This window comes from Tsuneonella sp. HG094 (genome assembly GCF_053819285.1).
In genome coordinates this window covers 16,420-39,523 of sequence record NZ_JBSORA010000001.1, presented here as the reverse complement: position 1 = coordinate 39,523, position 23,104 = coordinate 16,420, and the positions used below count along the sequence as shown (strand labels likewise).

The following is a 23,104-nucleotide window of genomic DNA, read 5'->3' as shown; positions in this document are numbered from 1 at the left end:
CCGCGTGTTCCGTCCGCGCTAGGACCGTGCGGTGGCCACCCTGTTCTTTTATGGCGTTCTGATCGCCGAGATCGCCCCGCCGCCGGTGCAGAAGCTGCTCGTCGGATTGGGCCCCGGTCGCCCCGCCACCGCGCGCGGGGATCTCTTCGGTGTCGACGATCCGGCGGGCGCGCACCCTGCGATGGTGCCCGGCGAGGGCATCGTGACGGGCGTGCTGCACGAGGCGGGCAATGTCGATCTCATCGGTCTCGACGCGTTCGAAGGCGCCGATTACGCGCGCCGACCCATAGTCGTGACCTGCGAGGGTCAGGACATCGTGGCCGAAGCCTACATATGGGTCGCGCCGACCGACGGGCTCGAGCCCATTCCCGACGGCGATTTCGCGCGCTGGCTCACGCAGACCGGCCGCCCGCCCATCGGGCACTGAGGCGCCGAGGCCGGACAGCCGGGAAACGGGTTGCCTTTCGCGCCCGATACGCTTAGGGGCGCCGCCTTCACCGACACGTGATTCACCGTCGGCCTGGCCAACTAGGGCTGCCAGGGCTGACACGAGCGTGTCCCCGAAAGGAGACGAAAATGCCCAAGTTGAAGACCAAGAGCGGCGTGAAGAAGCGCTTCAAGCTCACTGCCACCGGCAAGGTCAAGCACGGGGTCGCCGGCAAGCGCCACCGCCTGATCAGCCACAACGCGAAGTACATCCGCCAGAACCGCGGGACCACCGTGATCGCCGACGCCGACGCGCGCACGATCAAGAAGTGGGCGCCCTACGGGCTCGATTGAGGAGGTACTGAACCATGGCACGCATCAAACGGGGTGTAACCACCCGCGCCAAGCACAAGCGGATCCTCGACCAGGCCAAGGGCTATCGCGGTCGCCGCAAGAACACCATCCGCGTCGCCCGCCAGGCGGTCGAGAAGGCCGGGCAATACGCTTACCGCGACCGCAAGGTGAAGAAGCGCAGCTTCCGCGCCCTGTGGATCCAGCGCATCAACGCCGCAGTTCGCGCCGAAGGCCTCACCTACTCGCAGTTCATGCACGGCGTTAAGCTCGCCGGCATCGAGCTCGACCGTAAGGTCATGGCCGACGTCGCGATGAACGAGGGCGCTGCCTTCAGCGCCATCATCGCCCAGGCCAAGGCCGCGCTGCCCGCGTAAGCGACCCGCAGCTTCGGCAACGCAATCAGCGCGCTCCCTACGAAGGGGGCGCGCTTTTTGCATCGATCTACGGCCTTGACTTACGCCGTGATCGCCGCATAACTGTCGAAAATATACAACAATTCATCCTTCGGGTCGCTACGACCACCCCGACAGGATCAGCTTAACGGCCATGACGGATTCTCCGCGAATCTCGGTGCGCTTCTTTCGCTTGTCTGAGGCGCTCCAGCCCTATTTCACCGCGCTCTACCTCACCGTGATCGAGGCGGGCGACGGAATGGTCGAGGATTATCTCCATCCCGAATGGGCGGCGATGCGGTTCACGCAAGGACCGCCGCCGATTGCGAGTATCGGTCCCGGACCGCTGGTGAGGCAATGGCCGTTCGTCGCGGGCGGACCGACGAGCGTGGCGACCCACTTCACGGTGGCGACATCGCGGGTCTGGGGCCTCGGCATGCAGCCGGTCGGCTGGGCCAAGTTTGTCGATACGTCGGCAGCGGACCTCGCCAACAAGACCGTCGATGGCAGCACCCACCCCGCTTTCGCAGTGTTCGCCGGCCTGCATCCGATACTCACTTCGGACGATCTCGACGACGAGGCCAAGGCAACTGCGGTCGACGCCCACCTGATGCAGCACATCGGCCGCCCAGTCCCGCGGGAAGACGAGCTGTTCGCCTGCCAGGATGCCCTGCGCGACCCGGCGATCGGCGACGTCGGCTCGTTGCGCGAGGAACTCGGGATGTCGGTCAAATCGCTGGAACGGTTCTGCCGTCGCTATTTCGGATTCACTCCCAAGGTCCTGCTCCGCCGCCAACGCTTCGTCCGCAGCCTGGCGCACTACATGCTGGACCCGTCCCTGAGCTGGATCAGCGCCCTCGACAGCCAGTACCATGACCAGGCGCAATTCGTCCGCGAATTCCGCGACTTCATGGGCCTGAGCCCGACCGAATACGCGCGCATGCCGCATCCGATCGTGCATCCGATCATGCAGCAGCGAATGGCCGACCAAGGCGCCGCCGAGCAGCTCGACCTGCCCACGGTCGCGCGCTTTCGTTGACCTTTCGCTGGCGCGACTTGCCCGCACCCCTCGCGAGGGGTAGCGTCGGTTTCCTACAACAGAACCCATTCACCCTCGTGTCGCCCAGTTACCTGCCCGCGGAGCCAGTGCCGGACCCATGCCCGACTTGCCCGTCTCGGATATTCCCGGCGTCTGTCACGTCGATGCCCGGTTCTTCGCGCCCCCGCCCGACCTGGAAGGATGTCTGACCAGCATCTATCGGCTCGACCTTACCGTGGAAGGCGATGCCCGGGTCACCGACTGGCTCCAGCCCGAATGGTCCAACCTGCGGGTCTTCTCTGGCGCATTGCCGTGGGCGCAGGTCGTGGGCGGCGCACCCGTCGACGATGCGCATTTCACCGTCACCGGGCCCAGTTCGCGCGGGGTCCGCTTCTCGCTCGGCAGCACGCGGATGTGGGGGATCGGTTTGTTGCCGCTGGGCTGGGCGCGTTTCGTCGACCGCCCGGCCGCGAATTTCGCGAACATGCTCGCCAATGCCGAGCACAAACCGGAGTTCTCGCGTTTCGCCGCGCTGCCGACGATTTTCGGCGAAACACCCGACGACGAGGCCGAGCACGATCGTATTGTCGAGGTACTGCGCTCAGCAGCGCGCTCGGGGCCGGACGATGCGCGTATCGGCGCAGTACACAAGGCGATGGTGTCGCTTGGACTCGCCAAGGTTGCCGACTTCGCCGAACTGTCGGGCCTCTCCCCTCGCGCGCTGGAGCGGGTGTGCCGCCGCCACTTCGGTTTCCCGCCCAAGCTGCTGCTGCGCCGCCAGCGTTTCATGCGCAGCCTGGCCGCCTGGATGCTCGGCGGAATGGGCAAGTGGAGTACCGCGATCGACGAACTCTACACCGACCAGGCGCACTTCAATCACGAGTTTCACGAGTTCATGGGCATGGCGCCCAGCGAGTACGCGGCGCTGCCGCACCCGATCCTTTCGGCATTCATGGCCCAACGTGCGCGCACTTGGGGATCGCCGGCGCAGACGCTCGATCGCCCCAAGGCCTGATCGATCCTATTGCCCTGCGGTTAGAGCGTGTTAGTCCTTGCCGATTGGGCGGGAGAACGGGTCGCAAGCGATGGTGGAATACCGGTCAGTCACGAGTAGCCTTGGCGTAACGGTTCATTTCGCGGTGCCGTCAGAGCCGCTGCGACCGTACCTCACCGCCTATTACCTGGTCGAAATGGGCGGCACCGACGAGCCGGTGGAGGATTACCTCCACCCCGAATGGGGCAACGTGCGGCTGAGCGATGGGCCACCTATCGAGGGCGCGCATTTCGGCGAAGCGCTGCGCCCGATTGGCCGCATGGTCGCGACCGGCGCGACCAGCATCGCCCCGCACTTCAGGGTCCATCCTGGTCGCTATTGGGGCGTCGGCATGATGCCGCTTGGCTGGGCGCGCTTCGTGAAGACGCCCGCCAAGGCGATGGCCGACCGGTATTGCGACGCGCTCGCCGACCCGGCATTCGCAAATTTCCACGCACTTGCCGACTTCGTCTTCGACGGCACACCCGACCGGGCGGCCGAATCGGCGCGGATCGACGCGCACATGCGCGCGCTCCTTGCGATGCCGGCAAGGGACGATCCCAAGATCACCGCGATCAACACCGCGCTGGTCGATCCGGCGGTCGATACGGTCGTGGAGCTGGCGGCACGCGTCGGGCTCTCGACCCGTGGGCTCGAACGCGTGGCCCACGCCGCATTCGGCTTCACGCCCAAGCTGCTGCTTCGCCGCCAGCGGTTCCTGCGCACGCTGGCGCAGTACATGATGGACCCGACCATGCGGTGGATGGAGACCCTCGACTCAGGCTATTACGACCAGGCGCAGTTCATCCGCGACTTCCGCAGGTTCATGGGCATGACCCCGGGGGCCTACGCCCGCTTGCCGCACCCTGTGCTGGCCGCCGCGACCCATGCGCGCATGGCGGCGGCAGGCGAAGCGCTGCAGGTCCTGAACCCGGCCAAGCCCGCTCCCTGATTCGCACGCGTCGATAGGGGGCATTGCGATAGCGCGCGCGGCAACCTAGTGGCGCAGTCGCAATGACCGACACGACCGATCCCCGCCTTTCCGAAGCGCTTGCCGCCATCGCCGCGGCAGACAGCGCCGATGCGCTCGAAACGCAGCGCGTCGCCGCCCTCGGCAAGGCCGGATGGGTCAGCGCGCTGCTCAAGACGCTCGGCCTGCTCTCGCCCGAAGAACGCCAGGTCGAGGGGCCGCGCATCCAGGGCATTCGCGCCGAAGTGGCTGCCGCGATCGACGCGAAGAAGGCCGCCATCGACGCCGCCGCGCTCGAGGCGCAGCTCGCCAGCGAAGTGCTCGACCTCACCCTGCCCTCCCCCGCCTCACCGAAAGGCTCGATCCACCCCGTCAGCCAGGTGATGGACGAACTGGCCGAGATCTTCGCCGACATGGGCTTCTCGGTGGCCAGCGGACCCGAGATCGAGGACGACTGGCACAACTTCACCGCGCTCAACATGCCGGAAAGCCACCCGGCGCGCGCGATGCACGACACGTTCTATTTCCCCGACGCCGGGCCCGACCAGGGCGGCGCGCCGACGCGCATGGTCCTGAGGACACACACGTCGCCGGTGCAGATCCGGAGCATGGTCGCAAAAGGCGCGCCGTTGCGGATCATCGCGCCGGGCCGCGTCTATCGCTCGGACAGCGATGCCACGCACACCCCGATGTTCCACCAGGTGGAGGGGCTGGTGATCGACGAGGGCATCCACCTCGGACACCTCAAGTGGACGCTGGAGACCTTCCTCAAGGCGTTCTTCGAGCGCGACGATATCGTCCTGCGCCTGCGCCCGAGCTACTTCCCGTTCACCGAGCCTTCGGTCGAAGTCGATGTGGGCTGGCAGAATGTGGGCGGCCGCCGAGTGCTGGGCGGCGACGGTGACGCGCCGGGTCACGGCTGGATGGAGTTGCTGGGCAGCGGTATGGTCAACCGCCGCGTGCTCGAATTCGCGGGCCTCGATCCCGACAGGTGGCAGGGTTTCGCGTTCGGCGTCGGCGTCGACCGCCTCGCCATGCTCAAGTACGGAATGGACGACCTGCGCGCCTTCTTCGATGGCGACGGCCGGTGGCTGGCGCACTACGGGTTCGACCCGCTCGACGTGCCGACCCTCTCCGCCGGCGTAGGAGCGAAAGCATGAAGTTCTCGCTCGAATGGCTGAAGGCGTTCCTCGACACCGAGGCCAGTGCCGCCGAGATTTCCGCGAAGCTCAACGCGATCGGGATCGAGGTCGAAGGGCTCGAGGACCCGGTCGAGAAACTCGCCGGTTTCCGCGTCGCCGAAGTGCTCACCGCCACGCCGCACCCGCAGGCCGACAAGCTGCAGGTCCTCACCGTCGACACCGGTGAGGGCGAACCGCTACAGGTCGTCTGCGGCGCGCCCAATGCCCGCGCGGGCATGAAGGGCGTGCTCGGCCTGCCCGGCGCGATCGTCCCGGCGAACGGAATGGAGCTACGCAAGAGCGCGATCCGCGGCGTCGAATCGAACGGCATGATGTGCTCGGTGCGCGAACTCGAGCTCGGCGATGAACATAACGGAATCATCGAACTGCCCGCCGACGCGCCGGTCGGCACGGCGTTCGCCGACTATCACGGCGCCTCGCCGGTGTTCGACGTCGCCATCACCCCCAACCGGCCCGACTGCATGGGCGTCGAAGGCATCGCCCGCGATCTCGCGGCGGCGGGCCTCGGGACGTTCAAGCCGTGGCGCGCGGCCCATGTCGAAGGCAGTTTCCCCTGTCCGATCCAGATCCGGACCGACGACCCCGAAGGCTGCCCGGCGTTCTACGGCCGGGTCATTCGCGGCGTGACCAACGGCGCGAGCCCTGCGTGGATGCAGGCGCGCCTGATCGCCGCAGGCCAGCGCCCGATCAGCGCGCTGGTCGATTTCACGAACTACCTTTCATTGGGCTTCGGGCGTCCGGCGCACGTCTACGACCTCGCCAAGCTCAGCGGGCCGATCGTCGCGCGGCGCGCGGTCGATGGCGAGCAGGTTCTGGCACTGAACGAGAAGACCTACACGCTCGACCCCACAATGACCGTGATCGCCGACGACAGCGGCGTCCACGACATCGGCGGGATCATGGGCGGCGAGCATTCGGGCGTGACGGCGGAGACCACCGACGTCCTGATCGAGGTCGCCTATTTCGACCCCGAGCGGATCGGCGCCACGGGCCGCAAGCTCGGCATCGCGAGCGACGCGCGCACGCGGTTCGAACGCGGGGTCGACCCGGCGTTTCTCGACGACGGCATCGACATCCTCACCGACCTGATCGTGCGCACCTGCGGCGGCGAGCCGAGCGCGGTGGTGCGCGCGGGCACCCCGCCGACCGCTGCCAAGGTTGTGACCTACGATCCCGCGCTCGCCGAAAAGATCGGCGGGGTGGCCATCCCCGAAGCGGAGCAGCGCGCCACGCTCGAGGCGCTTGAGTTCCATGTCTCGCCCGAGTGGCAGGTCAGCGTCCCGCTGCGCCGCCACGACGTCGAGGGGCCGGCGGACATCGTCGAGGAAGTGGTCCGCATCCACGGCCTCGACCACGTGCCCTCCACCCCTCTGCCTCGCACCGACGGCGTCGCCCGCCCGACCGCCACGCCAGAGCAGGCCCGCGAACGCCGCGTCCGCCGCGCCGCCGCCGCGCGCGGCCTCAACGAGGCGGTAACCTGGTCCTTCCTGCCGCCCGCCGAGGCGGATCACTTCGCGGACGGGAACGGGGGCCTGTGGGTGCTCGACAACCCGATCAGCGAGGACATGAAGGCGATGCGCCCCTCGCTCATCCCCGGCCTCCTCACCGCCGCCAAGCGCAACGCCGATCGCGGTGCCGACACGATCCGCCTGTTCGAAGTGGGTCGCCGCTACCTTCGCGGCGATGCCGGTGCGAGCGACGAGCGGGCGACCGTCGGCGTCCTGCTGGCCGGCGACAAGGCCCCGCGCGGCTGGGCCAGCGGGAAGGCAACCGCGTTCGACGCCTACGATGCCAAGGCAGAGGCGATGGCGCTGCTCGAGGCGGTCGGCGCACCCGTCGACAACCTGCAGGTCATGGGCGAGGCCGGCGCGCAGTTCCACCCCGGCCAGTCGGCCACGCTGCGGCTCGGCCCCAAGACCGTGCTCGCCCGCTTCGGCGCGCTGCACCCGGCCACGCTCAAGGCGTTCGACGTCGACGGCCCGGTCATGGCGGTCGAAGTCTTCCTCGATGCGATACCGGCGAAGAAGAACGCCGCCTTCGCTCGCCCCGCCTATGCCCCGCCCGCCCTGCAACCGGTGAGCCGCGATTTCGCATTCCTCGTCGATGCCGCGCTCCCCGCAGGCGACCTGCTGCGCACCGTCAGGGGCGCAGACAAGGCCAACATCGTCGCGGCGCGGGTGTTCGACGATTTCCGCGGGACTGGCGTGCCCGAGGGCAAGAAATCGCTCGCCATCGAGGTCACGCTCCAGCCGGGCGAGAAGACCTACACCGACGCCGATCTCAAGGGCATCGCCGACCGGATCGTCGCGAGCGCGGCCAAGCTGGGCGCGACCTTGCGCGGGTGAGCGCCACCTTCACGATCACTTCGGGCGAGATCACCGCCCGGATCGATCCGCTCGGCGCGGAGCTTGTCTCGCTGACCGACAGCGCGGATCGCGAATACATCTGGCAGGGCGATCCGGCATGGTGGAGCGGACAGGCGCCGCTGCTGTTTCCGATAGTCGGCGCGCTCAACGGCGGGCGCTATCGCGTGGACGGCGGCGAATTCGCGATGGAGAAGCACGGCTTCGCGCGGCGCAGCGCATTCGAGACGGTCGACGCCGGTCCAGAAGCGGGCACGCTTCGCCTGCGCGACAGCGATGCCACACGTGCCGTCTACCCCTTCACCTTTTTGCTCGCACTCGATTTTCGTGTCGAAGGGCACACGCTCCACATAATCGCCGAAGTCGCCAACCCCGGGCCCCGGTCGCTGCCGTTCAGCTTCGGCTATCACCCGGCGTTCGCCTGGCCGTTGCCCGGCGGGGCGGCGAAGGAAGCACACCGCGTAACGTTCGAGCACGCCGAGCCAACTCCCATCCGCCGTATCGATCCGCCGAGCGGCCTTCTTCTGCCCGATCCGCAGCCCACGCCGGTTGTCGGCGACACGCTCACCCCCGAGGCCGCGCTGTTCGAAACCGATGCGTTGATCTGGGACCGGCTCGCCAGCCGCGCCTGCCGCTTCGGCGCGCCGGGCGGAGCTTCGCTCGGCCTGGCGTTCCCCGATACCTCGATGCTGGGCGTGTGGCAGAAGCCCGGCGCGCCCTTCCTGTGCATCGAGCCGTGGCAGGGCATCGCCGACCCGGTCGGCTTCCACGGCGACTTCCGCGCCAAGCCCGGCGTCGTCGAACTCGCACCCGGCGCGTCACGTACATTCCGCCTCTCGATCACCGTCAATCCACCGGAGAACCGCCCATGAAGACCGCACTCGTCACCGGCGCCACCTCGGGCATCGGCGAGGCCACCGTGCGGCTTCTCGTCGCCTCGGGCTGGCGCTGCATCGCCACCGGGCGGCGGGCGGAGCGGCTCGACGCGCTCGTCGCCGACCTCGGCGCGGACAAGGTGCACCCGGCAGTCTTCGACGTGCGCGACACGTCTGCACTCGACGCTGCGCTCGCCGCGCTGCCCGATGGGTTTAGCGAGATCGACCTGCTGGTGAACAACGCCGGCCTCGCGCAGGGGCTGTCTCCGGCACAGGAAGCCGACCTCGACGATTGGCAGACGATGATCGATACCAACGTCTCAGCGATGGTCACGATCACCCGCAAGCTGCTGCCCGGCCTGATCGAGCGCAAGGGCGCGATCATCGCGATCGGATCGGTCGCGGGCAGCTACATCTACCCCGGCGGCAACGTCTATGCGGGCAGCAAAGCCTTCGCCAACCACTTCACGCTGGCGCTCAGGGCAGACCTCCACGGAACCGGCGTGCGCGTGACCAGCATCGAGCCGGGCATGGTCGAGACCGAATTCACCCTCGTGCGCACGGGCAGCCAGCAGGCCTCGGACGCGCTCTACACCGGGGTGAACCCGATGACCGCCGAGGACATCGCCGACACGATCCGCTGGATCGCCGAGCTTCCGCCGCACCTCAACGTCAACCGGATCGAGCTGATGCCCGTCAACCAGGACTTCGCCGGCTTCCGGGTCGCGCGCGACTGAACTGGACCGCCGGGCGTAGCGCGGGTAAGCGCCCGCGCGCCATGACTTCCAATCGACGTACCTTCGCGATCATCTCGCACCCCGACGCGGGCAAGACCACGCTGACCGAGAAACTGCTGCTGCAGGGCGGCGCGATCCACCTTGCCGGCGAGGTGAAGGCGCGTGGCCAGGCCCGGCGCGCGCGATCGGACTGGATGAAGATCGAGCAGCAGCGCGGCATCTCGGTCACCTCGTCGGTGATGACGTTCGAGAAGGACGGCACCGTCTTCAACCTGCTCGATACCCCGGGCCACGAGGACTTCTCGGAGGACACCTATCGCACGCTCACTGCGGTCGACAGCGCGGTCATGGTGATCGACGCCGCCAAGGGCATCGAACCGCAGACGCGCAAGCTGTTCGAAGTCTGCCGGATGCGCAGCGTGCCGATCATCACCTTCGTCAACAAGGTCGACCGCGAGGGGCGCCCGCTGACCGAGATCCTCGACGAAGTGGCCGACGCGCTGGCGCTCGACGTCAGCCCTCAATCGGCGCCGCTCGGCATGGGCGGGCTGTTCACCGGCGTGCTCGATTTCGCGAGCGACACCGTCGCTCGGCCCGAAGGCGCGAGCCGCGAATACCTCGGCACCCGCGATGCGCCGGGCGACATCTCCGCCGTGCTCGGCAATGACCTTGCCGAGGAGATCGAGCTCGTCCGCGAGGGCTATCCCGAATTCGATATCGAGGCGTTCCGCCACGGTGACCTGACCCCGGTCTATTTCGGCAGCGCGCTCAAGAACTTCGGGGTCGAGGAACTGATCGGCGCGATCGACCGCTGGGCTCCGCCGCCCCGTCCGCAGCCGTCCGAAGAGGGGCCGATCAGCCCGGAGCGCGACGAGGTGACCGGCTTCATCTTCAAGGTCCAGGCCAACATGGACCCCAACCACCGCGACCGCATCGCGTTCATGCGGCAGGTCTCGGGCACCTTCAAACGCGGCATGAAGCTGACCCCGAGCGGCCTCGGCAAGCCGATCGCGGTGCATTCGCCGATCCTGTTCTTCGCGCAGGACCGCGAGATCGCCGACACTGCCGAAGCGGGAGACATCATCGGCATCCCCAACCACGGCACCCTGCGCGTCGGCGACACCTTGTCCGAAACCAACAAGGTCCGCTTCACCGGGCTGCCCAACTTCGCGCCCGAAATCCTGCGCCGCGTGGTGCTGGCCGACCCGACGAAGACAAAGCAGCTCAGGAAGGCGCTCGACGATCTCAGCGAAGAGGGGGTGATCCAGGTGTTCTACCCGGAGTTCGGGTCGCAGTGGATCGTGGGCGTGGTCGGCCAGCTCCAGCTCGACGTGCTCGTCAGCCGCCTCGAAGCCGAATACAAGGTCGGCGCGCACCTCGAACCCGCCCCCTTCGCGACCGCGCGCTGGGTCAAGGGCAGCGATGCGGCATTGAAGACCTTCACGGATTTCAACCGGGCGAACCTTGCCAAGGACCGCGACGGTGATCCGGTGTTCATGGCGAAATCGTCGTGGGACGTCGGCTACCAGGTCGAGAAGAACCCCGACCTCGTGTTCTCGGCGACGAAGGAGCGTTAGGCCGGAAGCCGAAGCTCTGCGAGCAAGCCGCCTTCGGGACGATTGGCGAGGACCAGTCGCCCGCCGTGCGCTTCGGCGATGGCGCGCGCGAGGGTAAGGCCGAGGCCCGCCCCGCCGGTCTCGCGGTTGCGGCTGACTTCGCCGCGCACGAACGGTTCGGTGATCGTCGCGAGGCGTTCGGGCGCAATTCCGGGGCCGGTGTCGGTCACCCGCAGCACCACCTCGCTGCCCGCACGCTCGACCGCGACGGTGGCCCCGCCGCCGTAGCGGACGGCGTTGGAAACGAGGTTGCGCAGCGCCCGCTTGGCCCAGGTGACATGGACCGGCGCGACGACGCGCGGGCCTTCGGCAAGCTCGACCGCCTCGCCCATGTCCTCGAACTCCTCGACCACCGAGGCCGCGAGCGCGCCGAGCTCGGTGCGCTCGGGCGGCTCGGTCGCACGGCCGACGCGGGCGAGGCTGAGAATATCGTCGAGCGTGCGCACGATGTCCTCGATCCCGGCGGCCATCTTCGCGCGCTCCGCATCGTCCTCGACGCTCTCGATCCGTACCCGCAGCGCGGCGAGCGGGGTCTTGAGGTCGTGACCGATGGCTCCGAGCATCACGTCCTTTTCATCGAGCATGGCGGCGATGCGCTGCTCCATCGCATTATGCGCGGCGATCAGCCGGCGCACATCGTCGGGTCCTTCGACGGGAAGCTGCCCGTCGGTTTTCTGCGTCCGGGCGAAATCCTCCAGCCGCCGTCTCAGCGCCGCAAGCGGCCCGGTGATCCGGCGCAGGATCAGCCACAAAGCGATCATCATCACGCCGAACAGCACCAGCGTCTGGGTCACGATACCGCGTACGAGGCCGGGCTGGCGGACCGGTGCCACCGTTCGCGCAGTGGCCCAGATCCCGTCGGCCAGGCGGATGCTGGCGACGTACATGCGCCCGTCGCGACCGGCAGCCCACCGTGTCGGTAGGCGCCCTTCGCGCTGGCGTGCGATCAGCCGCGGATCGATCTCGGCGGGATGACTGACGACGCGTACTGCGCCCGCCTGTCCTATGACATCGGCAACCTCGGCCGCAATCTCGGGTTCGGCGACGTCCGTCGCCATGGCCGGCGGGGAGCTGGAAAATTCGACGCGCGGACGGTGCATGTTGCGCATCTGTCGCGCTCGCCGCCGCGGCTCGGCCACATCGGCGCCGCGATCGCGCACCGCTTGCGCATTGGACAATTGCAGGGCGAGCACACCGACGACCGCGTGGGTCCGCCGCTCCTCTGCCGCGCGATAGATCAGCGCCGCGGAGATGGCCTGCGCCACCAGCAGCGCCCCCGCCACCGCCAGCAGCACCTGTCCCAGCAGGCTGCGCGGCATGATGCGGTTCATGCGCCGGTCGCGGCCACGCGAGTGACGTCGGCCCCGAAGCGGTAGCCTCCGCCGCGCACGGTCTGGATGAATTGCGGATTGCGGCTGTCGGCCTCGATCTTGCGGCGCAGGCGGCTGACCTGGTTGTCGACCGCGCGGTCGAACAGGTGCGCCTCGCGACCCTGCACGAGGTCGAGCAGGCGGTCGCGGTCGATCACCTGCTTGGGCCGGTCGAGGAACGCGGTGAGGAGGCGAAATTCGGCGGTCGAGATGGGCACCGTCGCGCCTTCGGGGTCGATCAGGCGGCGCTTGAGCGGATCGAGCTGCCACCCTTCGAACACGTAGAGCGCATCGTCTTCGGGTGCGACCGGAGGGCGCGCGGAACGGCGGAGCACGCTGCGGATGCGCGCGACCAGTTCGCGCGGCTCGAACGGCTTCACGACGTAGTCGTCGGCGCCGATCTCGAGCCCGACGATGCGGTCGGTCGGCTCGCCCTTGGCGGTGAGGAGTATCGTCGGGATCGCCTTGGCCTCGACGAGGTGGCGACAGAGCGAGAGGCCATCCTCTCCCGGCATCATCACGTCGAGCAGGACGAGGTCGGGCGTTTCACCCACCATCGCGGTGCGCGCGGCGGCGGCGCTGTCGGCCTCGCGCACGACGAACCCCTGGCGCGTAAGGTACGCGGCCAGGGGTTCGCGGAGCGTCGGCTCGTCGTCGACGAGAAGGAGAGTTACGGGCGCGGTGTCGGTCATCGGTTGCCTTGGCGACCTCGTGCCCACAGCGGAGCGCGCCGGTCAAGCGCGCTCCGCCGCTCGGGGGTCGTCTGTCCCTGGCTCAGCTGGCGGGCTGGGCGGCCTTGCGGGCCTGCCACTCGGTCTTCATCGCCTCGCGCGCGGCCTGCCGTTCGGCCTGGGTCACGGTGCCGTTGCCATCGGCGTCGGCCTTGGCGAACCGGGCGAGCGCGCCGGCGGTGAATTCGGCGCGGGTGATCGTGCCGTCGTTGTTGGCGTCGGCCATCTTGCCCATGCCGCCACCGCGATGGCCGCGCATGCCCTTGCCGCCATGGCCCATCTTGGAGTGGTCCATCTTGGAGTGGTCCATCTTGGAGTGGTCCATCTTGGAGTGGTCCATGCCGGCGTGGGCACCGTCGGCAGGCTTTGCACCGGCGGGACGGCCGGGGCGGTTGGCCCGCGCCGCGGCGCGTTCCTCGGCACTGACGGTTCCGTTCTTGTCGGTGTCGAGCTTCGCCACCATCGCGGCGCGGCGCGCTTCGCGGTCGGCCTGGTTGATCACGCCGTCACCGTTGGCGTCCATCTTGGCAAAGTGTTCGCCGGCCTTGGCTTCCGCCTGGGCGCGGGTCATGTCGCCCATCGGCATCCGGCCCTGAGCGATCGCGGGGGCGGCGATGGCGACGCCGGCGGTGGCGAGCACGGCGGCCGCCATCGAGAAATGCAGTTTACGCATGGTCGAACTCCAGAACAAATTCGCTGTGAAAAGGGTCGAACCGCGGCGTGCGGGGTCAAGGGGGAGGGGGAGAGTACCCCGCAGCACCGCGGCTCATGACCACTGTTCTACAATCGCCTTGTCGCAGGCGTATGCCGGAACGCCGTCAAATTGTCGCGGATTGTCGCGCCGCACGAAAGTCGTTCATGCGTCCGACAGTCAGCGCGGGCGGTGTTCGGTCCCAAGCCCGGCAGTGATGAAAACCGCGGTCGCCGATCCGGTCACGTCGGCGGTATGCCATGTGCCCGGCGGATTGATCGCATACTCACCCGCCGCGATCGCGACCGTGTCGGTCGTCCCGTCGGCGTGTTCCTGGTGGAGCGTCATCTCGCCTGCGGTGCAGATCACGACTTCGGCGCCCGCAGGATGCATTTCCCACGAATCCCACGGGGCATCGAACGTGTACATGCTCACGATGCGGCCTTCGGCCCCGTCGCCATCGTGACGGTTGCCGTAGGCGGCATACCACTCCATCCCGGTGAACGGTGGTTGCGGCACCGCCGCCGCGCCGAGGCCGAGGTGGATGAACCGCTCGTCGAGGCGCAATCCGCTCACTCCGGTTCGGCCATCACGAACGCATTGAGCTTGTTGCCGTCGAGATCGCGGAAATAGGCTGCGTAGAAGCCGCCCCCGCGATCGCCCGGCGCGCCTTCGTCGGTCCCGCCATTGGCCAGCGCGATGTCATAGAGCCTGCCGACCTGCGCCGCGTCCTTCGCGGCCAGCGCAACCATCACGCCGTTGCCGATGCAGGCGGGCTGCTTGTCGAACGGCTGGGTCACGCCGATGCCGGGTGCTCCGCCGGGCTCACCCCAGGCGATGAACGTGTCGAATTCCATCATCCTACCGACGCCGAGTTCCGCTGCCAGCGCATCGTAGAACGGCGCAGCCCGCGCGAGGTCGTTGGTCCCGAGGGTAACGTAACCGATCATCGTGAATGCTCCTTGCCGCGACTCGACCCAGCCGGAACATTACGCGAACATTTCTCGCTTCACAAGGGCGCGCAGGCCTCCTCCAGCCACGCCAGCACATCTCCTGAGAGCTGCGGGGCGAGGATGCGCCGGACCTCGGCGTGGTAGTCGTCGAGCCACGCGCGTTCCTCGTCGGTCAGCAGGGCCGCTTCGATCAACGCCTTGTCGATCGGTGCGAAAGTGAGTGTCTCGAAGCCGAGATAGTCGCCCTCCTGTCCCTCGATCGTGCGCGCCTCGACCAGCACGAGATTCTCGATGCGGATGCCGAAGGCGCCTTCCTTGTAATAGCCCGGCTCGTTCGAGAGGATCATGCCCGCGAGCAGTTCCTGGTCGCTGCCGGCCTGCGCGCCGGTGATCTTGGCGATGCGCTGCGGGCCTTCGTGGACCGACAGGAAGCTGCCCACCCCGTGCCCGGTGCCGTGCGCGTAGTCGACGCCCGCCGACCACAGGAACTGGCGCGCGAAACCGTCGAGCTGGCCGCCTACCGTGCCTTGCGGGAAGACCGCGCGGGCGATGGCGATGTGGCCCTTGAGGACGCGGGTATTGCGGTCCCTGTGCTCGGCCGTGGGCTCGCCCGGACCGATCCAGACCGTGCGGGTGATGTCGGTCGTGCCGTCGAGATACTGGCCGCCCGAATCGCACAGGTAGACGCTCGACGGGTCGATCGGGATGTTGGATTCCTCGTCCACCCGGTAATGCGGCAGCGCCGCGTGGGGGCCGGCGGCGCTGATCGTGTCGAACGACAGGTCGCGCAAGATGTCGCTCTCGTCGCGGAATTCGCGGAGCTTCGCTGCCGCGGACAGTTCGTCGAGCCCGCCCTTGGGTCCCTCGACGCTCAGCCAGTGGAGGTATTTCGCGATCGCCGCCCCGTCGCGTGCCTGCGCATCGCGGTGGCCCTGCTGCTCGACCGGGTTCTTGACCGCGCGGGGCAGGATCGTGGGATCGCGCACCGCGACCGGCTTCGCGCCCGCGCCTTCGAGCGCATGGAAGATCGCCGCCACGCCGTAGTTCGGATCGACCGCGACCGTCTTGCCCTTGAGCTCGCCCAGCGCACCCTCGAACGCTTCGCGCGGGCGGATCGTCACCGCGTTGCCGAGGTGCTGCGACAGCTCGGGCGTGACCTTGTCCTCGCCGATGAACAGTTCGGCGGTCCCGTCGGCGTGCGCGATGACGTACGCGAGCGCGACCGGGGTCCGCTCGACGTCGGTGCCGCGCAGGTTGAGCAGCCAGGCCACCGAATCGAGCGCGCTGACCACCGCTGCGTCATGCCCTTCGGCCTTGAGCCAGTCGGCGACTTCGGCGCGCTTGTCCGCGCTCGAGCGGCCCGAGTGCGTGTCCGAATGGACCAGCGCGGGCGCGTTCGAAGGCTCGGGCCGGTCGGCCCAGACCGCATCGATCGGGTTGCCGTCCACCGGCACAAGCTCGCCATGCTTCTTCGCCAGCGCCTTGGCGACGCCCTCGGCCCAGCCCTTGGAATGGAGCCATGCGTCGTAACCGATCTTCGCGCCCTCGCCCGCGTTCTCGCCGAGCCATCTCGCGGGGCTGGACGCGGGGACACCGACATATTCGAACAGCTTGCCGTCGACCTGGTCGCGCACCTGCACGGTGTAGCGCCCGTCGGTGAAGATCGCCGCCCTATCCTTGAGGACTACCGCGGTCCCGGCCGACCCGCCGAAGCCGGTCAGCCAGTGCAGCCGCTGCGCGTAGGCGCCGATGTACTCGCTCATGTGCTCGTCCGAGATGGGAACGACGAATCCGTCGAGCCCGCGCCGCTTCAGTTCCTCGCGGAGAGCTGCCAATCGGGCTTCGTGGGTTTGCATGAGCATTGTTGCGGTCCTTTCGAGACCCACATAGGGCCGCGCCATGAACGATGCCACCGTGAAGCCGCCAAAGGCGCCGCCAGTCGCTCCGAAGAAGCCGTCGAGCGTGACTCACCACGGGATCACCGTGACCGACGATTACGCTTGGCTGCGCGATCCCGGATACCCCGCGGTCGAAGACCCCGAGATCCTCGACCACCTCAAGGCCGAGAACGCCTGGTTCGAAGCCGCGATGGCGGGCCAGAAGGACCGCATCGACGCGCTGTTCACCGAGATGCGCGCCCGCATCAAGGAGGCCGACAGGTCGGTGCCGCAGAAGGACGGCCAGTGGCTCTACTGGGTCGAATACGAGGACGGCGCCGAGTACAAGAAATGGTGGCGCCGGCCGGTCGCGGGCGGCGATGACGAGCTGATCCTCGACGAGGTGGCGCTCGCCGAAGGGCACGAATACTTCCGCCTCGGCGCGATCGCGGTCTCGAACGACGGGACCCGCCTCGCCTACTCGATCGACGACAACGGATCGGAGCGGTTCACCGCGCGGGTCAAGGTGATCGCGACCGGCGAACTGCTGCCCGACGAGATTCCCGGCACGCTCTCATCGCTGATCTGGGCTGCGAACGACACCGCGCTCGTCTACAGCCTCGCCAACGAGCAATGGCGCACCGACAACGCGCGGCTGCACCGCCTCGGCACGCCGCTGTCCGAGGATGTCGAGCTTTACCACGAGGACGACGAGGGATTCCGCGTCGGTTCCTCGCTGTCGGCCAACGAGAAGTGGCTGATCGTTTCGTCTTCCGATCACGAGACGAGCGAGGTGCGGCTGATCCCCGCTGCCGATCCGCTTGCCGATCCGATCCTGGTCAAACCGCGCGAGAAGGGCGTCGAGTACGAAGTCGATGAACGCGACGGCGTGCTCTACGTCCTGGCCAACGACACCCATGAAAACTTTCGCCTGGCGACCGCGCCGCTCGCAGCCCCAAGCGAATGGACGAGCCTGATCGAGGGCTCCGACGCCTTCTACCTCACCGGGGTCGACCTGTTCCGCGACTTTTACGTGGTCGAGGGGCGACAGGGCGGGCTCGATACGATCGAGGTCCGCTATTACGACGATCCCGACCGGATCGAGCCGATCGCGTTTCCCGAAGAGAGCTATACCGCCGGGCTGGGCGACAATCCCGAATGGGCGATGGACCGCTTGCGGGTCGGCTACGAATCGATGGTCAGTCCGGCGACAACCTACGACTACCACGTGGCCGAACAGCGGCTCGAAGTGCTCAAGGTTCAGGAAGTGCCTTCGGGTTACGACGCCGATCTCTACACCACCGAGCGCCTGCACATCGCCGCGCGCGACGGGACCGATATCCCGGTGTCGATCATGTACCGCAAGGATCGCGCAAAACCCGGCCCGCTGCACCTCTACGGCTATGGCGCCTACGGCATCGCCATCCCGCCCGGCTTTTCGACCACCCGCCTCAGCCTTGTCGATCGCGGCTTCGCCTATGCCATCGCGCACATCCGCGGCGGGGACGACCTGGGCCGGGCGTGGTACAAGGCGGGCAAGCTCACCCAGCGAACCAACGCCTTCACCGACTTCGTCGATGTCGCGAGGGGTCTAGTCGCGCTCGGCTATACCCAGGAGGGCCGGATCAGCATCTCGGGCGGCTCGGCCGGCGGCGAACTGATGGGTGCGGTGGTCAATTCCGACCCGCAGTTGTGGGGCGCGGTGGTGGCGCACGTGCCGTTCGTCGACGTGCTCGCCACGATGCTCGACGCCTCGCTGCCGCTCACCCCGGGCGAATGGCCCGAGTGGGGCAACCCGATCGAGGACAGGGCCGCGTTCGAGCTGATCGCGAGCTATTCGCCCTACGACCAGGTCAAGGCCCAGCCTTATCCGCCGATGCTGGTGACCGCGGGCCTCAACGACCCGCGCGTGACCTATTGGGAACCTGCCAAGTGGGTCGCCCGCCTGCGCGAGCTGAAAACCGACGACAACGTGCTGCTGCTCAAGACCAACATGGGCGCCGGCCACGGCGGCAAGTCGGGCCGGTTCGAATCCTTGCACGAAACGGCTGAGGAATACGGTTTCATACTGTGGCAGATGGGCCAATGAAGCGGTTCATTCGCACCTTTACTGCACTCCCTTCGCACATCGACGAACTCGGCCACGTCAACAATGCGGTCTGGGTCACCTGGATTCAGGACGTCGCGACCTCCCACTGGGCGGCGGTCGCCGCGCCCGACCATGTCGAGAAATATATCTGGGTCGTGACCCGGCACGAAATCGACTATCGCGGCAACATCTCCGAAGGCGAAAGCGTGACCGGCGAAACCTTCATTCCCGAAGGCCCGCGCGGCGCACAGTTCGACCGCTGCGTCGAGTTCCGCAACGCCGCCGGCAAGCGGATCGTGGCGGCGCGCAGCACCTGGGCGATGCTCGACAAGGCCACAGGCCGCCTCGTGCGCGTACCCGCCGAAGTGGCCGCACCGTTCCTGCCCTGATCGTAGGAACGGATTCACCGCTTGCGGGGCGGCAAACCCGTTGCTAGAGGCGCCCGCCTACCCGGGAGGCACCTCGCTTCCCAATCCCATTCGATGTGCGGTCGTGGCGGAATTGGTAGACGCGCAACGTTGAGGTCGTTGTGGGCGAAAGCCCGTGGAAGTTCGAGTCTTCTCGACCGCACCACCCAGTCCTGAATCGGAGCCGGTTTTCGCCTTAGAGCGAAGCTGCCGCGGAAAACGGCGCAGTTCTGCGCGCTTTCAGCGATGGCGATCGACGCCATGCAGTCAGAGACGAGCGAACCCAGTGCTAATTCCAGCGCGAACAACGCCCGCGTCTCTGGTCCGGAAAACCTGACTGCAGTCGGGAGTGGCTCAGAAGAACCCGAGCACGGCGCGCTGCTCGGCCCAGGCAAGCGGCAACTCGCATTCGAGCAGCGACTTCGCGGTGAGCGAGGGCGGCTGGCGACCTTCAACGATCGCGGTGATGATGTCGGGTGCGAGGCACGAGAGCGCGATGAGCCGAGAAAGCCGCGTGCGGCATCGACCCGCCTCCTTGGCTATCGTCGCAATCGATTGGCCCGGCATCTCGTGCATTAGTTGTGCCGCGGCGTGCGCCTCGGCGACCAGCGAGACCAGCTTTTCGTCGCGTGTTGGAGCAGGCGCTGTGGCCGGCGCTGGAATGACGAGGCGCAACCGGTGCCCGCGCCGCACTTGGATCGCAGGGCAGGTCAGGTCGAGCGCTGCTACCGGTCCGGTACCTTTGTCCGCAAAGCCCAACGCCTCGCGCACGCCCTGCAGGTCCAGGGCAATATCCACCCGGTCCTCGCGAAGGATTACTCCGTCAACGATTCGCGCGATCAGTTCGGCCTTCGTCGATTGCGAACCACTGCGAAGCTGGGCAGTCATGAGATCACCGGCTGCGATGGCCTGCTGGACAAGCAAGGCATCGTCCTGCGCATCACCCAGCAGTTCGCTGACTGAATGTGGGTCTGCCGCGAACTCAGCGATGCGGTTGCAGACCATTTGCTCGAGGTCGTGGGCTGACACCCGCCACGCAGGTGTTCCATCGAGTTGGTCGGGCCGGGTGTTGTAATACCGGTAGCGCACGCCGGGCTTGCAGGCGTGGTTGGTGGTCATGGCCCTGCCCTCGCCATCGCTGAGCTTGCCGACCAGCAGTCCCGGATATGCGGCCTTCAGTCGTCGCGAAGTTCCCTGCGCGCGGTTCTTTAGAACGGCCCGGACCTCGTTCCACAGCTCCTCGGCCACGATGGCCTCGTGCTCGCCCTCGAAGACTTCGCCCTTGTGCGTGAGCTTGCCGCGGTAGATGGGGTTGGCGAGGAGGTGGTAAAGCGTGCCGCGTCGGAACGCGCAGCCGCCGCGATGCGGCCCGCTGGCGGTGACCTGCAGCTTGGTGCGGTGTCCTTCGCGATCGAGTTCGTCGACGAGCTCCGCGACCGAACCGAGTTCAATGTACCGCCGCATGATGTGCCGAACGAGCTGCGCCTCGGCCGGGTTGGCGACCAGCTTGCGGTTCCTAACGTCGTAGCCGAGCGGGACCGGTCCGCCCATCCAGATGCCGCGGCGCTTCGACGCTGCGATCTTGTCGCGGATGCGCTCGCCGGTCACCTCTCGCTCGAACTGGGCGAACGAGAGCAGCATGTTGAGCGTCAAGCGTCCCATGCTCGTCGTCGTGTTGAATGACTGGGTAATCGAAACGAAGCTCGCCTCGGCCTTGTCCAATACCTCGACGATCTTGGCGAAATCAGCGAGGCTGCGAGTCAGCCTGTCGATCTTGTAAAGCAGGATGATATCGACCTTGCCCGCCTCGACATCGGTAAGGAGGCGCCTGAGGCCGGGACGCTCCATGCTGCCGCCCGAGAACCCGCCGTCGTCGTAGCGTTCGGGGTTAAGCCGCCACCCTTCGTGCTGCTGGCTCAACGCATAGGCCGAGCAGGCGGCATACTGGGCATCGAGGCTATTGAACCCCTGCTCGAGCCCGTCCTCGGTGGACTTGCGGGTGTAGACCGCGCAGCGAAGCACCTTGTCAGCCACGACCGGTCAGCCCGAAGAAGCGGGGACCCGACCAGTGGGCGCCGGTAACCTCGCGGGCAATCTGCGAGAGCGATCGATAAGACCTCCCTTCCCAATCGAAGCCATCCTGCGTCGTCAGCACGGCAATGGTTCGTCCCTTCCACTCGCGGATGAGCCTTGCGCCCGGCGCAAGCCGGGTCGGCACTCGCGGAACGGTCAGTGGCGCATCCGACGAGGCAATCCGCTCGAGTTCGCGCACTACCATCGCCGGCAAGTTGCCTAGGCGCTTCTCCTGCAAACGCTGGGCAACCAACCGGCGAAGAAGGCCGGTACCAATGCTTGGTGCGTCGAGCCCGGTCAGCGACTTCCACTCTGACCGGAGCCCAGCCGGGGACAGTGTCTCCAGCTGGGCGAGGTCATCGGCGGCGCGCACTTCGGCGCGGGACCGTCTTGCACTTACGGGCATGTCAGGCACGGAAGTAAGTAGTCTTGCCGTCCACCTTGCGGCGCTCGATCGTATGTCCCTTCTTCTTGAGGCCGGTCAGCGCCGCGCGGGTCGTGTGCGGCAGCCAGCCCGTGGCCGCGACCATCTGGTCGAGCGTCGCGCCCTCGGTGCGTGACAGTAAGTTGAGCACGAGGCTCGCCTTGGTCTTCTTCGGTTCCGCGGCAGGATCGCTGGCTGAGCCAGTGCCTACATTAGCAGCCTCCACGTGGCTAGGTTGCGGCTCTCGTGCCATGCGGCGCTGGCGCTTCGCAGCGGGAGCAGGTTTGTCGATCGTATCGGTCATGGGGTGGCTCTCCATCCGGAACGGCTCCGTGCCGCTTCCACCACCCACAGCCCCGCGGAGTGTGCTCCGCCTGGGCTACCCGCGTCGCGTGGTTCGACTCGCACCGGGACCAACGCTTCGTTTGCGAAAGAAGTCGAATGGATTTGCGAGTGCAAAGGGCGCGAATGTCGGATCTCGCGGACAACCGCTTTGAGCCCTAATTCCGGACGTTCCCAGCAGGAAACGTTAGGACAAAAGCGGTCACACGCTCGATCCTTGGCAGTATGACGCCGCGTGCCGCCTTGGATTGAAATGCCACGCTATCCGCGCCAAGTGCCGCGATGATGTGGATACTGAAACTCGACATGCTCGAACCCGGCGACGTCATCCTCGAGCCGGGGTTCGATAGAGTCGCGGAGGGGACTGGAGGCATCTACGGCCACGCGTCGGTGGCGCTCGGCAAGCTCGTCAGGATCGAGGCCGGTAAGGACGACGGTGTCGTCATCGCGCCGTTCGAGCTGGCCGCCTACAACCGCGACGGCGAACGCCTCGTGGGCCAGCCGTTGGAGAGCGCCGATGCGTTGGTTCGCAGGCGTCGGGACCGGCTCGACATCGGCACGCTCGATGGAAATGCTTTGTGGGAGGCGGGCCGCGCATACGATCTGCACAGGGCGATCGACCTGCCCGACCTCGCCCCCCGGGCGCGGGACCAGCTCGTCAGGCTGCTTGCACGGCGAGGCTCCGAGCCTGACCCGGAAGGCCGCATATGTTCCGAGGTGGCGGCGCGCATTCTCGAACTTCCGGCGAAGAACGCCAGCCCGAACGCGCTTGCCGACGCCGAGCAGTTGGAGTTGGTCGAGGGCGCGATCGTTCAAGTGGATGACACTTGGACGCCAGAAAGGGTGAACACCGCCGCTGGCTCGCTCGCGTCGCTGGTCGACGAGGTCGAGCTGGGACTCGCCCACGACATCATGGGCTTGGCTGACGACCTGGCGGCGCAGATCAAGAGGGAGACGATATCGAAGGCGGCCGCAGGCGACCGCCTCACCAGCAACGTCGACGGCAAGCTCCGCGACGCGATCGGGGCGTTGCTGGAGATCCGGGCGCTCGAGAATTCGACCCTCCAAAAGGAGACGCAACGGATATGAGGCGTCGGGTTCGACCCGCGTGGTCGATCTGAACCGGGGGTTTGGGGGGCT

23 protein-coding genes and 1 tRNA gene are annotated in these 23,104 nt (G+C 67.3%); 15 read left to right on the top strand and 9 right to left on the bottom strand.

Going from position 1 to position 23,104, the window contains the following annotated elements:
- The first annotated feature begins 31 nt into the window (after window positions 1-31).
- The 11 genes from ACWPMX_RS00210 (at window position 32) to ACWPMX_RS00160 (ending at window position 10,968) form a co-directional block, all read left to right on the top strand.
- The gene (locus ACWPMX_RS00210) at window positions 32-427 is read left to right on the top strand and encodes a gamma-glutamylcyclotransferase family protein (protein WP_455698041.1); all 396 of its coding nucleotides are present in this window, start codon (window positions 32-34) and stop codon (window positions 425-427) included.
- Between the two features lie 149 nt (window positions 428-576).
- Window positions 577-780: a 50S ribosomal protein L35 gene (gene rpmI / locus ACWPMX_RS00205; protein WP_455698040.1), complete on the top strand. Its 204-nt coding sequence runs from the start codon at window positions 577-579 to the stop codon at window positions 778-780.
- Window positions 781-794: 14 nt separating this feature from the next.
- The gene (gene rplT, locus ACWPMX_RS00200; protein WP_455698039.1) at window positions 795-1,154 is read left to right on the top strand and encodes a 50S ribosomal protein L20; all 360 of its coding nucleotides are present in this window, start codon (window positions 795-797) and stop codon (window positions 1,152-1,154) included.
- Between the two features lie 172 nt (window positions 1,155-1,326).
- On the top strand, window positions 1,327-2,211 hold the full coding sequence (locus tag ACWPMX_RS00195; RefSeq protein ID WP_455698038.1) for a helix-turn-helix domain-containing protein: 885 nt from the start codon (window positions 1,327-1,329) through the stop codon (window positions 2,209-2,211).
- Between the two features lie 118 nt (window positions 2,212-2,329).
- A complete protein-coding gene (locus tag ACWPMX_RS00190) occupies window positions 2,330-3,226 on the top strand; it encodes a helix-turn-helix domain-containing protein (protein WP_455698037.1) in 897 nt (298 codons plus the stop codon).
- Window positions 3,227-3,299: 73 nt separating this feature from the next.
- Window positions 3,300-4,196 carry a helix-turn-helix domain-containing protein gene (locus tag ACWPMX_RS00185; protein WP_455698036.1) on the top strand — a complete coding sequence of 299 codons (897 nt, stop codon included), beginning with the start codon at window positions 3,300-3,302 and terminating at the stop codon, window positions 4,194-4,196.
- Window positions 4,197-4,258: 62 nt separating this feature from the next.
- Window positions 4,259-5,374: a phenylalanine--tRNA ligase subunit alpha gene (pheS, locus tag ACWPMX_RS00180; protein ID WP_455698035.1), complete on the top strand. Its 1,116-nt coding sequence runs from the start codon at window positions 4,259-4,261 to the stop codon at window positions 5,372-5,374.
- On the top strand, window positions 5,371-7,761 hold the full coding sequence (pheT, locus tag ACWPMX_RS00175; RefSeq protein ID WP_455698034.1) for a phenylalanine--tRNA ligase subunit beta: 2,391 nt from the start codon (window positions 5,371-5,373) through the stop codon (window positions 7,759-7,761). The genes pheS and pheT overlap by 4 nt, the downstream gene beginning before the upstream one ends.
- Window positions 7,758-8,651, top strand: a complete 894-nt coding sequence (locus ACWPMX_RS00170; protein ID WP_455698033.1) for an aldose 1-epimerase family protein — start codon at window positions 7,758-7,760, stop codon at window positions 8,649-8,651. Before pheT ends, ACWPMX_RS00170 begins: the two co-directional genes overlap by 4 nt.
- The gene (locus tag ACWPMX_RS00165) at window positions 8,648-9,391 is read left to right on the top strand and encodes an SDR family NAD(P)-dependent oxidoreductase (protein ID WP_455698032.1); all 744 of its coding nucleotides are present in this window, start codon (window positions 8,648-8,650) and stop codon (window positions 9,389-9,391) included. The genes ACWPMX_RS00170 and ACWPMX_RS00165 overlap by 4 nt, the downstream gene beginning before the upstream one ends.
- A gap of 41 nt (window positions 9,392-9,432) precedes the next feature.
- Window positions 9,433-10,968 carry a peptide chain release factor 3 gene (locus ACWPMX_RS00160; protein ID WP_455698031.1) on the top strand — a complete coding sequence of 512 codons (1,536 nt, stop codon included), beginning with the start codon at window positions 9,433-9,435 and terminating at the stop codon, window positions 10,966-10,968.
- On the opposite strand, the gene ACWPMX_RS00155 is transcribed toward ACWPMX_RS00160, so the two are convergent.
- The 6 genes from ACWPMX_RS00155 to ACWPMX_RS00130 form a co-directional block, all read right to left on the bottom strand.
- Window positions 10,965-12,338 (bottom strand): sensor histidine kinase, encoded by a 1,374-nt coding sequence (locus tag ACWPMX_RS00155; RefSeq protein WP_455698030.1) that lies wholly within the window; start codon window positions 12,336-12,338, stop codon window positions 10,965-10,967. The two genes, ACWPMX_RS00160 and ACWPMX_RS00155, sit on opposite strands and share 4 nt — an antisense overlap.
- Window positions 12,335-13,069 (bottom strand): response regulator, encoded by a 735-nt coding sequence (locus ACWPMX_RS00150; RefSeq protein WP_455698029.1) that lies wholly within the window; start codon window positions 13,067-13,069, stop codon window positions 12,335-12,337. The genes ACWPMX_RS00155 and ACWPMX_RS00150 overlap by 4 nt, the downstream gene beginning before the upstream one ends.
- 82 nt (window positions 13,070-13,151) lie before the next feature.
- Window positions 13,152-13,781, bottom strand: coding sequence for a hypothetical protein (locus tag ACWPMX_RS00145; RefSeq protein WP_455698028.1), 630 nt, complete (start codon window positions 13,779-13,781; stop codon window positions 13,152-13,154).
- A 198-nt stretch (window positions 13,782-13,979) separates the two neighbouring features.
- The gene (locus ACWPMX_RS00140) at window positions 13,980-14,375 is read right to left on the bottom strand and encodes a cupin domain-containing protein (protein WP_455698027.1); all 396 of its coding nucleotides are present in this window, start codon (window positions 14,373-14,375) and stop codon (window positions 13,980-13,982) included.
- On the bottom strand, window positions 14,372-14,749 hold the full coding sequence (locus ACWPMX_RS00135) for a VOC family protein (protein WP_455698026.1): 378 nt from the start codon (window positions 14,747-14,749) through the stop codon (window positions 14,372-14,374). The genes ACWPMX_RS00140 and ACWPMX_RS00135 overlap by 4 nt, the downstream gene beginning before the upstream one ends.
- Before the next feature lie 59 nt (window positions 14,750-14,808).
- Entirely contained in the window at window positions 14,809-16,614 is a 1,806-nt protein-coding gene (locus ACWPMX_RS00130; protein ID WP_455698025.1) for an aminopeptidase P family protein, read from the bottom strand.
- Window positions 16,615-16,651: 37 nt separating this feature from the next.
- On the opposite strand from ACWPMX_RS00130, the gene ACWPMX_RS00125 reads away from it, so the two are divergent.
- From ACWPMX_RS00125 to ACWPMX_RS00115, 3 genes are all read left to right on the top strand, one after another.
- The gene (locus tag ACWPMX_RS00125) at window positions 16,652-18,718 is read left to right on the top strand and encodes a S9 family peptidase (RefSeq protein WP_455698024.1); all 2,067 of its coding nucleotides are present in this window, start codon (window positions 16,652-16,654) and stop codon (window positions 18,716-18,718) included.
- Window positions 18,715-19,107, top strand: a complete 393-nt coding sequence (locus ACWPMX_RS00120) for an acyl-CoA thioesterase (protein ID WP_455698023.1) — start codon at window positions 18,715-18,717, stop codon at window positions 19,105-19,107. Before ACWPMX_RS00125 ends, ACWPMX_RS00120 begins: the two co-directional genes overlap by 4 nt.
- Before the next feature lie 97 nt (window positions 19,108-19,204).
- Window positions 19,205-19,291: transfer RNA gene (locus ACWPMX_RS00115), tRNA-Leu, on the top strand.
- Window positions 19,292-19,479: 188 nt separating this feature from the next.
- Here the strand turns inward: ACWPMX_RS00115 and ACWPMX_RS00110 are convergent.
- From ACWPMX_RS00110 to ACWPMX_RS00100, 3 genes are read right to left on the bottom strand one after another with little or no spacing between them, the layout of a single operon-like run.
- The gene (locus ACWPMX_RS00110) at window positions 19,480-21,159 is read right to left on the bottom strand and encodes a recombinase family protein (RefSeq protein WP_455698022.1); all 1,680 of its coding nucleotides are present in this window, start codon (window positions 21,157-21,159) and stop codon (window positions 19,480-19,482) included.
- Window positions 21,152-21,604: a DUF2924 domain-containing protein gene (locus ACWPMX_RS00105; protein WP_455700703.1), complete on the bottom strand. Its 453-nt coding sequence runs from the start codon at window positions 21,602-21,604 to the stop codon at window positions 21,152-21,154. Before ACWPMX_RS00105 ends, ACWPMX_RS00110 begins: the two co-directional genes overlap by 8 nt.
- Window position 21,605: 1 nt before the next feature.
- Window positions 21,606-21,926, bottom strand: a complete 321-nt coding sequence (locus ACWPMX_RS00100; protein ID WP_455698021.1) for a DUF3489 domain-containing protein — start codon at window positions 21,924-21,926, stop codon at window positions 21,606-21,608.
- Between the two features lie 344 nt (window positions 21,927-22,270).
- Between ACWPMX_RS00100 and ACWPMX_RS00095 the strand changes: the two genes are divergently transcribed.
- Window positions 22,271-23,053: a hypothetical protein gene (locus ACWPMX_RS00095; protein WP_455698020.1), complete on the top strand. Its 783-nt coding sequence runs from the start codon at window positions 22,271-22,273 to the stop codon at window positions 23,051-23,053.
- The last annotated feature ends 51 nt before the right edge of the window (window positions 23,054-23,104 follow it).